The sequence below is a fragment of the Thermocatellispora tengchongensis genome (genome assembly GCF_014202315.1).
Classification (GTDB): Bacteria; Actinomycetota; Actinomycetes; order Streptosporangiales; family Streptosporangiaceae; genus Thermocatellispora; species Thermocatellispora tengchongensis.
On sequence record NZ_JACHGN010000016.1, the window covers coordinates 121,715 to 135,683 of the forward strand.

The 13,969-nt window shown below is 72.6% G+C and carries 15 protein-coding genes; 10 read left to right on the top strand and 5 right to left on the bottom strand.

The genetic code is table 11. The annotated features are described in order from the left end of the window. The first annotated feature begins 91 nt into the window (after positions 1–91). Positions 92–214, top strand: coding sequence for a hypothetical protein (locus HNP84_RS55410; RefSeq protein WP_281396350.1), 123 nt, complete (start codon positions 92–94; stop codon positions 212–214). Between the two features lie 8 nt (positions 215–222). On the opposite strand, the gene HNP84_RS33005 is transcribed toward HNP84_RS55410, so the two are convergent. Together HNP84_RS33005 and HNP84_RS33010 are read right to left on the bottom strand one after the other, a co-directional pair. Next, positions 223–531 carry an ArsR/SmtB family transcription factor gene (locus tag HNP84_RS33005; RefSeq protein WP_185053861.1) on the bottom strand — a complete coding sequence of 103 codons (309 nt, stop codon included), beginning with the start codon at positions 529–531 and terminating at the stop codon, positions 223–225. Positions 532–648: 117 nt separating this feature from the next. Continuing rightward, the gene (locus tag HNP84_RS33010; protein ID WP_185053862.1) at positions 649–1,056 is read right to left on the bottom strand and encodes a hypothetical protein; all 408 of its coding nucleotides are present in this window, start codon (positions 1,054–1,056) and stop codon (positions 649–651) included. A gap of 301 nt (positions 1,057–1,357) precedes the next feature. Between HNP84_RS33010 and HNP84_RS56865 the strand changes: the two genes are divergently transcribed. The 5 genes from HNP84_RS56865 (at position 1,358) to HNP84_RS53805 (ending at position 4,586) form a co-directional block, all read left to right on the top strand. Then, entirely contained in the window at positions 1,358–1,702 is a 345-nt protein-coding gene (locus HNP84_RS56865) for a hypothetical protein (RefSeq protein ID WP_185053863.1), read from the top strand. A gap of 229 nt (positions 1,703–1,931) precedes the next feature. Then, on the top strand, positions 1,932–3,161 hold the full coding sequence (locus tag HNP84_RS33020; protein WP_185054100.1) for a serine hydrolase domain-containing protein: 1,230 nt from the start codon (positions 1,932–1,934) through the stop codon (positions 3,159–3,161). Positions 3,162–3,326: 165 nt separating this feature from the next. Continuing rightward, the gene (locus HNP84_RS33025; RefSeq protein WP_185053864.1) at positions 3,327–3,734 is read left to right on the top strand and encodes a hypothetical protein; all 408 of its coding nucleotides are present in this window, start codon (positions 3,327–3,329) and stop codon (positions 3,732–3,734) included. A gap of 105 nt (positions 3,735–3,839) precedes the next feature. Continuing rightward, complete coding sequence (locus tag HNP84_RS53800) at positions 3,840–4,238, top strand: serine hydrolase domain-containing protein (protein ID WP_312926331.1); 399 nt, start codon at positions 3,840–3,842, stop codon at positions 4,236–4,238. 195 nt (positions 4,239–4,433) lie between these two features. Further along, positions 4,434–4,586, top strand: a complete 153-nt coding sequence (locus HNP84_RS53805) for a hypothetical protein (RefSeq protein ID WP_246519027.1) — start codon at positions 4,434–4,436, stop codon at positions 4,584–4,586. 33 nt (positions 4,587–4,619) lie between these two features. Here HNP84_RS53805 and HNP84_RS33035 read toward each other — a convergent pair whose 3' ends face one another. Then, on the bottom strand, positions 4,620–5,459 hold the full coding sequence (locus tag HNP84_RS33035) for a siderophore-interacting protein (protein ID WP_185053865.1): 840 nt from the start codon (positions 5,457–5,459) through the stop codon (positions 4,620–4,622). A gap of 148 nt (positions 5,460–5,607) precedes the next feature. Between HNP84_RS33035 and HNP84_RS33040 the strand changes: the two genes are divergently transcribed. The 4 genes from HNP84_RS33040 (at position 5,608) to HNP84_RS33055 (ending at position 11,070) form a co-directional block, all read left to right on the top strand. Beyond that, positions 5,608–6,036 (top strand): nucleoside deaminase, encoded by a 429-nt coding sequence (locus tag HNP84_RS33040; protein ID WP_221337058.1) that lies wholly within the window; start codon positions 5,608–5,610, stop codon positions 6,034–6,036. An 80-nt stretch (positions 6,037–6,116) separates the two neighbouring features. Continuing rightward, entirely contained in the window at positions 6,117–7,322 is a 1,206-nt protein-coding gene (locus HNP84_RS33045) for a cysteine desulfurase-like protein (RefSeq protein ID WP_185053867.1), read from the top strand. A 36-nt stretch (positions 7,323–7,358) separates the two neighbouring features. After that, positions 7,359–9,599 (top strand): SF1B family DNA helicase RecD2, encoded by a 2,241-nt coding sequence (recD2, locus tag HNP84_RS33050; protein ID WP_185053868.1) that lies wholly within the window; start codon positions 7,359–7,361, stop codon positions 9,597–9,599. A gap of 277 nt (positions 9,600–9,876) precedes the next feature. After that, positions 9,877–11,070 carry a L,D-transpeptidase gene (locus tag HNP84_RS33055; protein ID WP_312926333.1) on the top strand — a complete coding sequence of 398 codons (1,194 nt, stop codon included), beginning with the start codon at positions 9,877–9,879 and terminating at the stop codon, positions 11,068–11,070. A 76-nt stretch (positions 11,071–11,146) separates the two neighbouring features. Here HNP84_RS33055 and HNP84_RS33060 read toward each other — a convergent pair whose 3' ends face one another. Further along, on the bottom strand, positions 11,147–11,665 hold the full coding sequence (locus HNP84_RS33060; RefSeq protein WP_312926334.1) for a GNAT family N-acetyltransferase: 519 nt from the start codon (positions 11,663–11,665) through the stop codon (positions 11,147–11,149). A gap of 91 nt (positions 11,666–11,756) precedes the next feature. Further along, the gene (locus HNP84_RS33065) at positions 11,757–13,934 is read right to left on the bottom strand and encodes an alpha-galactosidase (protein ID WP_185053870.1); all 2,178 of its coding nucleotides are present in this window, start codon (positions 13,932–13,934) and stop codon (positions 11,757–11,759) included. Between the last annotated feature and the right edge of the window lie 35 nt (positions 13,935–13,969).

The window sequence follows — 13,969 nt, forward strand, 5'->3', positions numbered from 1 at the left end:
GGCACCGACAGCCTGGAAAGCGGCGGGCGTGGGCCGTCACCGTGGGGATGGTCGCCGCCCAGGTCCCGTTCCCCCGGCCGAAGGAGCGACCGTGCGGTCACGGCGCCGGCGGGAGCCGGTCGCGATCCATCCCCGGGCGGGCGGCACCGGCGACCCGCCGCATCCGGCTCGTGCGGCGGAGGTCGCCTCGCCGTGGCGGCCGACCGCCGCCTGACCCCGGTTTCAGTCGGGCATGGAGTCCAGGTGGCGTTCCAGGGCGTCCAGGCGGCCGGCCCACAGCCGGCGGTAGGGCGCCAGCCACTGGTCGATCTCGGCCAGCGGCTCGGGACGCAGTTCGTACCACCGGCGCTGGGCGTCGCGGCGCACCCGGACCAGGCCGGCCTCGCGCAGCACCCGCAGGTGCTTGGAGGTGCCGGGCTGGCTCAGGCCGAGCTGCTCGGTGATCTCGCCGACCAGGCGGGGCCGCTCCAGCAGCAGGTCGAGGATGCGCCGCCGGGTGGGCTCGGCGAGCACGTCGAAGGGAGCCAGCATGCCGTCAATCATACCAAAGCGGCTATATAAAACCACCGGCATGTATGGCCCCCTCGCGGCATCGGCAAGGCGCCTCGGCGCTCCGGCCCGGCCCACCCGTCATCAGCGCCCGCGGCGTCACCTCCCGGCGTCGAGAGCCTCGGTGATCTTGCGGGCCATCTCCGCCATGGTCGGGCTGACCTCGCCCTGCTGGGACCGGGTGGCCGCCTCGACGGCGACGAGGACGGTGCGGCGGAAGTTGCCCGCCTCGGCCGGGTCCTGCTCCTTGAGCAGGCTCATGGACGCCGTCAGGGCCGGCAGCACCTGGTCGGCGAGCTGGGCCACGGTCGTGCCGTACTTCACGCCCTTGGGCGCCTTGGCGAGCACGTGCCCGACCAGGCCGGTCGCGGAGGTCAGGGCGATGGAGCCCTCGGTGCCGGCCTTGTGGGCAGAGCCGGCGGCACCGGCGGCGGACATCAGCGAGACGGCGCCCCACGCGGCGGTGCGAAGAGTGATCTTGTCCTGCTCGTGGAGGGTGACGGTCATGACTGCATGCTCCTTCGAACCGATTGAGAAGAATTCACCTCAACGGACCGGCGGCGGATGCGGCCCTGCCGAGGGCCCCGGTGCGGATCGCTCAGGCCGGGTCGCCCGAGAAGACCGCCCCCGGCCTCGAGGCCGCGACCGCCGGAACGTTCATGGCATCCACCATCGCCGGCCGCTCTGATATCGGGCCGTCGCCGTCCTGACGCGGCCGCTGACACCGTCACTTGACGCCGCCGCACCGCTCACCCCTGCTGGAGCGCTGGTCCTGCGGCCGGGTGGTGCTGCTGGGGGACGCCGGCCAGTGCGCGGCGCCGCTCTCGGCCGCGGCGCGTCCCAGGCGCTGATCGGCGCCTACATCCTGGCCGGCGAGCCGGCCGTCGCCGGCGGCGACCACACGGCGGCGTTCGCCGCCTACGAGGCGGCGATGCGCGGCTTCGCCGCCGAGCATCAGCAGATGGGCCGCGAAGGGGCCGACCGGTTCTTCATGGGCATGCCCCCGCAGGAGGCGCTGGACACGGCCCGCGCGCGCATCGTCAGGCTGAGGGACTACGCTCCCGGCTTCGCCGCCGCAGCGGACGCGCACCGGTACCGGCCGCCGCTGCTCCGGCTCGCCGCCGGCCCCGCTCGCCGGCGTCCACCCGGCTGACCGGCCGTCGCGCGCCTGCCGCCGGCCACGCCGGTGTCGTGTCAGCGGCCTCGTCAGGACGGCGACGGCCCGATATCAGAGCGGCCGGCGATGGTTGAGGCCATGAGCGGTTCGGCGATCACGGCCCCGGGCTTGCGAACCGGGGCCACGCCGAAGTCACCCCGTCCCTCGTGCGCCGCACAGGGACGGGTCTCGGAAGATCGAAAATTTCCCGGCAAGGAGATTCATGATGGGAACCGGCAACAGCGGCTTGTCCGAAGCGGGGCTGCGCAGGCTGCGCGGGCTGCTGGAGCGGCATGTCGAATCGGGGAGGATTCCCGGCCTCGTCGCCCTGGTCGGCCGGGGCGAGGAGACGCACGTCGAAGTGATCGGGACGATGCGCCACGACGGGGGCGCGCCGATGCGCCGCGACACGATCTTCCGCATGGCATCGACGTCCAAGCCGGTGTCGATCGCCGCGGCGATGGTCCTGCTGGATGAGTGCCGGCTGCGGCTGGACGACCCGGTGGACCCGTGGCTGCCCGAACTGGCCGACCGGCGGGTGCTGAAGCGGATCGACGGCCCGCTGGACGACACCGTGCCGGCGCGGCGGCCGATCACCGTGCGGGACGTGCTGACCTCCACGTTCGGGCTCGGCATGGACATGACGTCGCTGGGCACGCCGATCATGAACGCGGTCTTCGAGCAGGGGCTCACGCCCAACCTGCCGGTGCCGATGCCCGAGCCGGACGAGTGGATGCGCCGCCTGGGCGCGCTTCCGCTGATGCACCAGCCCGGAGAGCACTGGCAGTACCAGATCAGCAGCGATCTGGTCGGCGTGCTGGTGGCCAGGGTCACGGGCCAGTCGTTCGAGGAGGTCCTGCGCGAACGCGTCTTCGAGCCGCTGGGGATGAAGGACACCGCCTTCCACGTGCCCGACGACAAGATCGACCGGCTGCCGACCCTCTACGCCCCCGACCCGCAGACCGGAGAGTTCCTCGTGTGGGACGAGGCCAAGGGCGGACGGTGGAACCGGCCCCCGGCCTTCCAGGGCGGCGGCGGCGGGCTGGTCTCCACCGCCGACGACTACCACGCCTATTTCCGGATGCTGCTGAACAGCGGGACGTACAAGGGGCGGCGGGTCCTGTCCCGGCCCGCGGTGGAGCTGATGACCACCAACCGCCTCACCCCCGAGCAGACCGCGGCCCGCACCGCCATGGCCGTCAACAACGTCCACATCTCCCACGGCCAGGGGCAGCACGGCGGCTGGGGCTTCGGGATGGCGGTGCGCACCTACCGCGGCGACTACTCGCCCGTCGGCCAGTTCGGCTGGGACGGCGGAAGCGGCTGCGCGACCTACGCCGACCCGGCCAACCAGCTCATCGGAATCCTGCTCACCCAGGTCGGGGCGTCCACGCCGGATTCGATGCGGCTCATCCACGACTTCTGGACCACGCTCTACCAGGCGATCGACGACTGACGCCGCCCGCCGGGAACCACGCCGCCCCAAGCGCCGGCGTCCCGGCGAGGCCGGGGCTCGGCCCTGCCCGCCGCCTGAGGCCCGGGGTCGCCCGAGGGTGCGATACCCTCGGGCGACCCCGGAGCCGCCATCGCATTCCGTAACGTTTCCAAGGAGCACACCAGCATGTCCATCACCCTCACCGACCAGGACAAGTCCACCCTGCGCACCGCCGCGTACGGCGCCGTGTCGCTGATGTCCGCCGCCGGTGCCGGCGGCTCGGCGCACAAGGCCGCCACCGGCGGCTCCATCGCCCTGGCCTCCGCCACCGGCCTGGTCGGGCACGTGCTCGCCGAAAAGCGCCGGGACATCGACCTGCACGGCAGGTCCGTGGCCGCGCTCGCCGACCATGTGCTGCCGGCGCTGACCGCGTCCATGAGCCTGCTCAAGCGGCAGGCTCCGGCCGAGGCCGGCAATTTCCGCCGCACCGTCCTCGTCGCCGTCGAAGCGGCCACCCGGGCCCAGAAGGGCGACCCCGGCCCCACCATGGCGGAGATGGCCCGCAAGATCACCGTGGCCCTGGACGCCGCTTAGGCCGTGCCCGCGACGCCCATCGCGGACAGCGGGGCCGCCGCCGGGCAGGACCGCCTGGAGCTGCGGAAGGCCATCGAGGAGATCGTCTAATCCGGTTTCGTCGGGGTGTCGCTGCGGGTGCACGACGAGCGGGGCGAGTGGGCGGGCAGCGCGGGGGCGCGCGAGCTGGGCCACAGCGGCGAGCCGCCGATCGACGGGCATGTGCGGATCGGCAGCAACACCAAGACCTTCATCGCCACCGTGGTGCTGCGACTGGTGGCCGAGGGCAGGGTGGGGCTGGACACCCCGGTGGATGACCACCTGCCGGAGTTCGGGCTGGACCGGCGGATCACGGTGCGGATGCTGTTGGAGCACACCAGCGGGGTGCTCGACTTCACCGGCGAGTACTTCGAGGACGGCACGTTCGCGCCGGGGATCCCCGCCACCACGGCGGGCAGGGAGTGGGTGGACAAGTCGACGTCACCCGGCACAACCCGTCCTGGATCTCCAGCGGCGGTGACATGATCTCGGTCACCCGGGACCTGCACACCTTCATCGCCGCGCTGCTGGGCGGCAGGCTGCTGCCGGCCGAGCTGCCGGCCGAGATGTGCACGCCGGAGTCCAAGGCCGGCTACGGCCTGGGGGTGTTCGTGCAGCAGGCGCCGGGCGGCGGCACCGTCATCACCCACAAACGGCGGCGCGGCGGGCCACGCCGCGCTGATGTACGGCACGCCCGACGGCCGCACCACCCTGACCGCCGCGCTGGACCACGTCGACGACGCCGCCCTGTCGATGGGGGCGGCCTTCCAGCAGGCGACCCAGCGCCTCCTCGCCGAGGTGTTCGGCGGCGGTCAGGCCGGACCGGCTCGATAGCCGGGGCCGGGCGGCGCTGCCCGCCACCGGCGGCTACCCGGCCAGCGCGGCGGCTTCCTCCTCCTCGACCTGGCGGTTCCACTCGCGCTTGCCCGACTGCCAGCCGTCCTCGTCGGTGCCGCGCCGCCAGTAGCCGGAGATCGACAGTTGCGACATCGGCAGGCCGTGCTCCACGCGCAGCAGGCGGCGCAGGTCCTTGACGAAGCCGGCCTCGCCGTGGACGAAGGCGTGCACGGCGCCGGCGGGGAACTCCAGGGCGCGCACCGCCTGCACCAGGCGCTCGCCGACCTCGGCCTCGCCGCGGTGCAGCCACACCAGCTTGACGTCGCCGGGGGAGTCCAGCGGCTGCTCCTCCTGCGGCCCGGCGACCTCGACGAAGACGTGGGCGGGCGCGCCGGAGGGCAGGCGCTCCAGGGCGGCGGCGATGGCCGGCAGCGCGCTCTCGTCGCCGGCCATCAGGTGCCAGTCGGCGGCCGGGTCGGGGGCGTAGGCGCCGCCGGGGCCGAACAGGCGCAGCACGTCGCCCGGCTTGGCCGAGGCGGCCCACGGGCCGGCCACGCCGCGGTCGCCGTGGTGGACGAAGTCGATGGTCAGCTCGCGCGCGGCCGGGTCCCAGCGGCGTACGGTGTAGGTACGGGTGACCGGCCACTGCTCGCGCGGCAGGTCGCGGCGGATCGCCTCGATGTCGAACGGCTCGGGGTAGCTCACCCCCGGCGGGGCGAACAGCAGTTTGACGTAGTGGTCGGTGTACGCGCCGGCCTCGAAGTCGGCCAGGCCCTCGCCGCCGAGCACGACGCGGATCATGTGCGGGGTGAGCCACCGCACCTCGCGCACGACGCAGTGGCGTGCTCTGCGAGCGGGTCTTTCCGCCATCCTCGTACTCCTTGCCATTAACGGCTGTTTACTCGTAACACAAGTTACTGCATCCCTGTTGCGCGCGGCAGCGGCGGGGGTGCTTGCACCTCCTGCCGCCCCGGCCCATCCTGGGGCGGTGATCGTGGCTCAACCGAGGATCGACGCAGTGGACGAGCGGCACCTGCGCAGGGCCGTGGAGCTCGCCCGGGAGGCGGCCGAGCGGGGTGACGGCCCGTACGGCGCCGTCCTGGTGGACGCCGGGGGACGGGTGGCGGCCGAGGCCCGCAACGCGGTGGCCGAGACCGGCGATGTGACCACCCACGCCGAGATCGAGGCCGTGCGCGCCGCCGGCCCCGCCGCCCGCGGCGGCACCATGTACGCAAGCGGCGAGCCGTGCGCGATGTGCGCGGGCGCGATGTCCTGGGCCGGGGTCGCCCGGGTGGTCTTCGGCGCCTCGATCCCGCGCATCCGCGAGGTCAGCGCCACCTCGGGCATCGGCGTGCGCTGCGCCCACGTGCTGGCCACCGGCCCGGAGCCGGTGGAGGTCGTCGGCCCGGTGCTGGAGGAGGAGTGCCTGGCCGTCTTCCGCACCTGACCCGCGGCAGGGCCGCGGGGGAGTCCCGCACCACCTGATGGAACTTGTCGCAAATGTCGGGATATGTCGATGATGTGGGGGTGACTTTCGACGTCGCGCGTGTCCGCGCCATGTACCCCGCCCTGTCCGACGGCCATGCCTGGCTCGACGCCGCCGCCGGCACCCAGGTGCCCGAGTCGGTGATCGAGGCCATCGCCGGCGCCTACCGCACCGGTATCGGCAACGTCCACGGCGCCTTCGCCGCCAGCGCCCGCTCCGACGCCATCGTCGCCGAGGCCCGCGCCGCGGTCGCCGACCTGGTGGGCGGGCGCGCCGAGGGCGTGGTGTTCGGCCCGAACATGACCACCTTGACCTACCGCTTCGCCAACACCCTGGCCGGCCAGTGGGGGCCGGATGACGAGATCGTGCTGTCACGGCTGGACCACGACGCCAACGTGCGCCCCTGGGTGCAGGCGGCCGCGCGGGCCGGGGCGCGGGTGCGCTTCGCCGAGATCGACACCGCCACCGGCGAACTGCCCGCCGCGCAGTACGAGGAGCTGGTCGGCGAGCGTACCCGCCTGGTGGCGGTCACCGCGGCCAGCAACGTGCTGGGCACCATGCCCGACGTGCCGCGCATCACCGCCATCGCCCACGCCGCCGGCGCGCTGACCTACATCGACGGGGTGCACGCCACCCCGCACACCCCCGTGGACGTCGCCGCGCTGGGCGCCGACTTCTACGCCACCAGCGCCTACAAGTGGTCCGGCCCGCACATCGGCGCGGTCATCGCCGCCCCCGAGCTGCTGGAGCGCCTGCGCCCGGACAAGCTGGCCTCCTCCCCGCAGTCCGTGCCCGACCGGTTCGAGACCGGCACCGCCGCCTTCGCCGACCTGGCCGGCGTCGCCGCCGCCGTGGAGCACCTGGCCGGGCTCGACCCGGACGCCTCCGGCACCCGCCGCCGGCGGCTGCTGACCTCGATGGCCGCCGTGGAGGCCTACGAACAGGCCGAGCTGGAGCACCTGCTCAAGGGGCTGTCGGCGCTGCCGGGCGTGCGGCTGCTGGGCGCCCCGGCACGGCGCACCGCCACGGTCTACTTCACCGTGGCCGGCCACACCCCCCGCCAGGTCGCCGCGCACCTCGCCGCCCGCAAGATCAACGTCTGGGACGGGCACTGCTACGCCTGGGAGGTCACCGGGGCGCTGGGCATCCGCGAGTCCGGCTCGGCCGTGCGCGCCGGCCTGGTGCACTACAACGACCGCCGGGACGGCGAGCGTCTCATCGAGGCGCTGGCCGAGCTGGCCGGCTGATCCCCGCCCGCCCGGGGCTGCGGGACAATACCGGGCATGACAACCGCCGCGGCCCCCGGCACCCCTCCCGGCACCGTCCTTGAAGCCGTGCTGGAACGCATCACCTACGCCAACGAGGAGACCGGCTACACCATCGCCCGCGTGGCCACCGCCCGCACCGGCCACGAGCTGCTGACGGTGGTGGGGCCGCTGCTGGGGGCGCAGGTCGGCGAGTCGCTGCGGCTGACCGGGCGCTGGACCTCCCACCCCCGCTACGGCCGCCAGTTCGAGGTGTGGTCCTACCTGACGGTGCTGCCGGCCACCGTGCAGGGCATCCAGCGCTACCTGGGCTCGGGCCTGATCAAAGGCATCGGGCCGAAGATGGCCGAGCGCATCGTCGGCCACTTCGGGGTGCAGACCCTGGAGGTCATCGAGAACGAGCCCGCACGCCTGGCCGAGGTGCCCGGCCTCGGCCCCAAGCGCACCGCGATGATCGCCGCCGCCTGGGCCGAACAGAAGATCATCAAAGAGGTGATGATCTTCCTCCAGGGGGTCGGGGTGTCCACCTCCATCGCCGTGCGCATCTTCAAGCAGTACGGCGAGCGGTCGGTGGAGGTCGTGCGCACCGAGCCGTACCGGCTGGCCGATGAGGTGTGGGGGATCGGCTTCAAGACCGCCGACACCATCGCCCAGGCCGTGGGCATCCCGCACGACAGCCCCGAACGGGTCAAGGCCGGCCTGCGCTACACCCTCTCCCAGGCCGCCGACAACGGCCACTGCTACCTGCCGGCGCCCAACCTGGTCGGCGACGCGGTGAAGATCCTGGACGTGCCGGCCGAGCTGGTGGCCTCCTGCCTGGAGGAGCTGGTGGCCGCGGAAGGCGTCATCCGCGAGGACGTCCCGGTCGCCGAGGGCTCCGTCCCGGCGATCTACCTGGTGCCCTTCCAGCGGGCCGAGTCCTCGCTGGCCTCCTCGCTGCTGGCCCTGCTCAACACCGGCCGCGACCGTCTCGCGGCCTTCCACGACGTGGACTGGGACCGCGCGCTGGCCTGGCTGCGCGAGCGCACCGGCGCCGATCTGGCCGCCGAGCAGTCCCAGGCGGTACGCCTGGCGCTGACCGCCAAGGTCGCGGTGCTGACCGGCGGGCCCGGCTGCGGCAAGTCCTTCACCGTGCGCTCCATCGTCACCCTGGCGCGGGCCAAACGCGCCCGGGTGATCCTGGCCGCGCCGACCGGCCGGGCGGCCAAACGGCTGTCGGAGCTGACCGGGCACGAGGCCACCACCGTGCACCGCCTGCTGCAACTGCGCCCCGGCGGCGACGCCTCCTTCGACCGCGACAACCCCCTGGAGGCCGACCTGGTGGTGGTGGACGAGGCGTCCATGCTGGACCTGCTGCTGGCCAACAAGCTGGTCAAGGCCGTCGCACCCGGCACCCACCTGCTGTTCGTGGGCGATGTGGACCAGCTCCCCTCGGTCGGCGCCGGCGAGGTGCTGCGCGACCTGCTGGCCGCCGAGGAGATCCCGCGCGTCCGCCTCACCCAGGTCTTCCGCCAGGCCCAGCAGTCAGGCGTGGTCGTCAACGCCCACCGCGTCAACACCGGCCTGCCACCGCTCCTGCACGGCATGACCGACTTCTTCCTGTTCCCCTGCGAGGAGCCGGAGGAGATCGCCGCGCTGACCGTCGATGTGGTCTCCCGGCGCATCCCGCGCCGCTTCGGCCTCGACCCGCGCCGCGACGTCCAGGTCCTGGCCCCGATGCACCGCGGCGCCGCCGGCGCCGGCGCCCTCAACAGCGCCCTGCAGGAGGCCCTGACCCCCGCCCGCGAGGGACTGCCCGAGCGCCGCTTCGGCGGGCGGGTCTTCCGCATCGGCGACAAGGTCACCCAGTTGCGCAACAACTACGACAAGGGCGCGGCCGGGGTGTTCAACGGCACCGTGGGCGTGGTCACCGACATCCGCCCCGACGACCACGCCCTGACCGTGCTCACCGATGAGGACGAGAGCGTCGAGTACGCCTTCGACGAGCTGGACGAGCTCGCCCACGCCTACGCGGTGTCCATCCACCGCTCCCAGGGCAGCGAGTACCCCGCGGTGGTGATCCCGCTGGCCACCTCCGCCTGGATGATGCTGCAGCGCAACCTGCTCTACACCGCCGTCACCCGGGCCAAGAAGCTGGTCGTCATCGTCGGCTCGCGCCGCGCCCTGGCCCACGCGGTGCGCACCCGCGGCGCGGGCCGCCGCCACACCGGCCTGACCCACCGCCTGCGCCCCCGCACCCCCGGCGAGGACGGCCCCTGAGCGGGCCGCGCGGCCGCCGTCACCCGGCGGTGCGTAGTGCCTTACCCGGCCGCTGCTTTTCCTTGACGATCGCGTGAACCTTTAGGACGGTTGACGCGTCCACAGGCATGGGGTTGTTTGTCCCGGCAGCCAAACGGCGGCTTGACACCCGCCGTGCGACCATGATCGTGATGCCTGATGACCGAATCCTGCACGTTGCAGGCCCAAAAGGCGTGCATAGTGGCAGGAATCCCCATTAGGGTTTTGGAAGTTCTTTGCTGTGATGGGGGAGATATCTGTGCACGCAAGTGATCGTCGATGGAGGGCGCCGCTGGCGGGCCTGGCGGTGGCCGTCGGCGCCGTGGTGACCGCCGGGTGCTCGGGCGGGCCGGCCTCGACGCCGTCTCCGGCCGCCGCCGAGGACACCGCGCCCGCGGCGCCCGCGCCGACGATCAAGGTGAGCCCCGCCGACGGCAGCGCCAAGGTGCGCCCCGACAAGCGGGTGGTCGTCGTGGCCGAGGGCGGCACGCTGGAGCAGGTGTCGGTCACGGCGGGCGGCAAGCAGGTCGAGGGCGGTTTCGACGAGTCCAAGACCCGCTGGGTGTCCAAGGCCCCGCTGATGCCCTCCACCAGCTACACCGTCACCGCCTCGGCCACCGGCGCGGGCGGCCCGGCCGAGCACACCAGCACCTTCAAGACCCTCAAGCCGGAGCGGGCGCTGGCGGTGGCCGACGTGACGCCGAACGTGAAGGGGGAGAAGGTCGGCGTGGGGGCGCCGATCATCGTCACCTTCAACCAGCCGGTCAGCGACAAGGCCGCGGTGGAGAAGGCCCTGATCGTCAAGGCCGAGAAACCCGTCCCCGGCGCCTGGCGGTGGGTCAGCGACACCCAGGCCATCTACCGCACCGCCAAGTACTGGCCGGCCCACCAGAAGGTGCTCTTCAGCGCGCGCCTGGCCGGGGTGCGCGGCGGCAAGGACATGTACGGCGTGAAGAACACCTCCGCGGTGATCAACATCGGCGCGAAGGTGATCAGCACGGTCGACACCCGCAAGCACACCATGGTCGTCAAGCGTGACGGCAAGACGGTGCAGAAGATGCTCATCAGCGCCGGCAAGGCCACCACGCGCGAGTACACCACCACCAGCGGGGTGCACCTGACCATGGAGCGGGCCAACCCGGTGCGGATGATCTCCCCGGGCCGCGAGAAGGGCGACCCGGAGTACTACGACGTGATGATCAATCACGCGGTGCGGATCTCCAACTCCGGCGAGTACGTCCACGCCAAGGACAACGTCTGGGCGCAGGGGCGGCAGAACGTCAGCCACGGCTGCATCAACGCCCGCCCCGACCAGGCCAAGTGGTTCTACGACAACTTCCAGCGCGGCGACGTGGTGATCATCACGGGCACCGACCGCGAGCTGGAGTGGAACAACGGCTGGGGCTTTTGGCAGATGTCGTTCAAGGAGTGGAAGAAGGGCAGCGCCCTGTAACCCTCCTCACGCGCGCGGGCGGCGGGCCTCCGGGGACGATCCGAAGGCCCGCCGCCTGGCGTTGTGCGGGGGTGTCTCAGGCGACGCGCCGCTGCAGAAGCTGGCCCGGCCAGGCTCCGACGGTGAACTGCTCGGTACGGGTGAAGCCCTGGCTCTCGTAGTAGCGCACCAATCGCCCGTCGTCGCCGGCGTAGCAGTCCACGCGCAGCAGCGACACCCCGGCCGCCACCGCCTCGGCGTAGGCGTGGCGCAGCAGCGTGCCGCCGACGTCCAGCCCGGCGAAGCGGCGGTCGATCACCAGGCCCTGCACGTACAGCTCCGGCTCGCCGGCCGGGGCGATGTAGTCCATCGGGGCGCCCAGCACCATGCACCCGGCCGGCTCGCCGCCGACCTCGGCGATGCGCATGCCGTCGCCGGCCGCCCAGCCGGAGACGGTGCGGACGCGGCCGGGCTGGATGGAGAACGGCTCGCTGCCCCACTGGCCGGTGCGGCCCTGGGCGGTGAGCCAGGCCACGGCGCTGTCGAACATGGCCAGTACGGCCGCGACGTCGCCGGGGCCGCCACGGCGGATGCGTACGGGCGTGGTGGTGCTCACCGCAGGATCGTACCGGCCGCCCCCGCCCCCGGCCACCGGGTCCGCCCGGGACACGGGTGAGGCGACCCGGCCGGCCTCCCGGGGTGTGCCGTTACCCGAGCTTGCGCAGGACGATCATGTCGCTGCGGTAGTCGGCGCCGATCGGTTCCCAGGCGGCCGAGCGCAGGCCGACGGACATCAGGACCGATCCGTGGTAGCGGGAGCCCGGCTCCAGGAGGCCCGGGCCCTTGCCGGGGCCGCCCGCGTCGACCACCTCGTAGAGGGCATCGGGGTCCAGCCCGGCCAGGCGGAGCCACCGGGGGCCGCGTTTGGCGTTGCCGTACGGGTTGTAGATCAGCACGACGACGTCATCGCCCAGGACGTATTGGACGGCGGAGCGTTCCTGCCCGGGGATTCCGCCCAGGCGGTGCAGCCGGCCCTGCTGGATCACCCGGCGGACCGACTTGTAGGCCCTGATGAACCGGGACGCCTGGTCCAGGTCTTCCTGGGACCAGGTGGTGAGGTCGCCGCCGATGCCGAGGACCCCGGACATGGCCACGTGGAAGCGGTAGCGCAGGGGTGTGGCCCGGCCGGTGTTCGGGTTGGGCGAGTCGGGCACCCACGCGGACATCGTGCTGATCGGGTAGATCTGGGAGAAGCCGTGGTGGACGGTCTGCCGGTCCCGCGGGTCGGTGTTGTCGGAGGGCCACACCTCGTCGGTGTAGCGCATGATCCCGAAGTCGACGCGGCCTCCGCCCCCGGCGCAGGACTCGATGCGCAGGCGTGGATGGCGCTCGCGCAGCGTCCGCATCACCCGGTAGACGTTGCGGGTGTGCTCGATCCACAACAGGTCTTGCGCCGGGCCCGCCTCCGGCCACCCGGCCTGGGTGAAGGGCCGGTTCATGTCCCACTTGAGGTAGTCGAGGTCCAGCTCGGTGACCAGGCGGTCGAGCCAGTCCAGGGCCCAGTCGCGGACCTCGGGGCGGGCGAAGTTCAACACCAGCTGGCTGCGTTTCTCGTCGTTGCGCCGGTGGTCCATGCGCAGGATCCACTCGGGGTGGGCCTGGTACAGCTCGCTGTCGGCGTTGACCATCTCGGGCTCGACCCACAGTCCGGCCTTCATGCCGAGCTCCCGGATGCCGTCGAACAGGCCGCGCAGCCCGTCGGGGAAGCGTTCCCGGTGCGGCCACCAGTCGCCGAGGGAGCGGGTGTCGTCGTCTCGGGTGCCGAACCAGCCGTCGTCGACGACGAACAGCTCCACACCGAGCGAGGCGGCGATCTTCGCCAGGGCGAGCTGGCCGGCCTCGGTGACGTCAAAGGTGGTGGCCTCCCAGGAGTTGTAGAGGACCGGCCGCTCCTCCTGCGGCGTGGGCAGGATGTGCCGCCGGGCGTGATCGTGCCATGCCCGGCTGGCCGCGCCGAACCCGCCGCCGGTGTACAGGCCCAGGACCGGGGGAGTGGTGATCTCCTGGCCGGGGGCCAGCGTCCACCGCACGCCTTCGTGCCCGAATCCCGCCGAGACCGCCGCGCCTCCTTCTGGGCGGTGGGTGGCGGTGAGCCGCCAGCTGCCGCTCCAGGCCAGTGCGATCCCCCACACCGGGCCGTGCTCCTCGGTGGTGTCACCCGGGTCGATCATGATCCACGGGTTCGCCTGGTGACCGGTGATGCCCTGCCGGCTGGTGAAGGTGAGCTCCCCGATCGGCAGCGGCGCGCGCTGCAACTGGAACTCCTCGGCCCAGGCGCCGAAGACGCCGCTGTAACGGTAGCCGGTCGCATCGGGCAGGAACCAGCTTCCGGAGTCGAGCCTGGTGACGGTGACGGGCGTGCCGTCCGCGTCCGTGCGGCGGCGTACGGTCACCCAGCGTTCGATGACGTCGCTGTCGTGCCAGGCCCGCGCGGACAGCACCACCTCCAGCGGGAAGTGGCGGTCCTCCAAGGCGATGTCAAGCCGGTCCGCGGCGGCCTCGGCGCAGGGCGACACCCCCACCAGCCGCAACTCCAGCGACCGCACCTGCCCGAAGGCCGCCTGCAGGGAGGGCACCCCCCACCGGCAGCCGCCGTCGACCGGCAGCAGTTCTTCGATCTCAACCGGACGGGAGAAGCTGGTGGTGTGCCGCCTGGCGCCGGCCATCTGCTGCGCCGCCTGGAGCGAGAGCGCGGGCCCCCAGTACCGCTGCAGCGGCGCCGCCTCACCGGTTCGTGGATCGATCTCCACGTTGATCACGTAGGTGGAGGCCGGGGTGGTCAGCGCCCACCATCGCCCGTCGTCATCGAGTGAGATCACCGGCATCGGGGACACACCTCTCTAGTTTGTTGAAGAAGTTA

Coding starts and splice junctions, on each gene's coding strand:
- HNP84_RS33005 (WP_185053861.1), bottom strand. CDS start 531: ATGCTGGCTCCCTTCGACGTGCTCGCCGAGCCCACCCGGCGGCGCATC.
- HNP84_RS33010 (WP_185053862.1), bottom strand. CDS start 1,056: ATGACCGTCACCCTCCACGAGCAGGACAAGATCACTCTTCGCACCGCC.
- HNP84_RS33020 (WP_185054100.1), top strand. CDS start 1,932: ATGGGAACCGGCAACAGCGGCTTGTCCGAAGCGGGGCTGCGCAGGCTG.
- HNP84_RS33025 (WP_185053864.1), top strand. CDS start 3,327: ATGTCCATCACCCTCACCGACCAGGACAAGTCCACCCTGCGCACCGCC.
- HNP84_RS53805 (WP_246519027.1), top strand. CDS start 4,434: ATGTACGGCACGCCCGACGGCCGCACCACCCTGACCGCCGCGCTGGAC.
- HNP84_RS33035 (WP_185053865.1), bottom strand. CDS start 5,459: ATGGCGGAAAGACCCGCTCGCAGAGCACGCCACTGCGTCGTGCGCGAG.
- recD2 (WP_185053868.1), top strand. CDS start 7,359: ATGACAACCGCCGCGGCCCCCGGCACCCCTCCCGGCACCGTCCTTGAA.
- HNP84_RS33065 (WP_185053870.1), bottom strand. CDS start 13,934: ATGCCGGTGATCTCACTCGATGACGACGGGCGATGGTGGGCGCTGACC.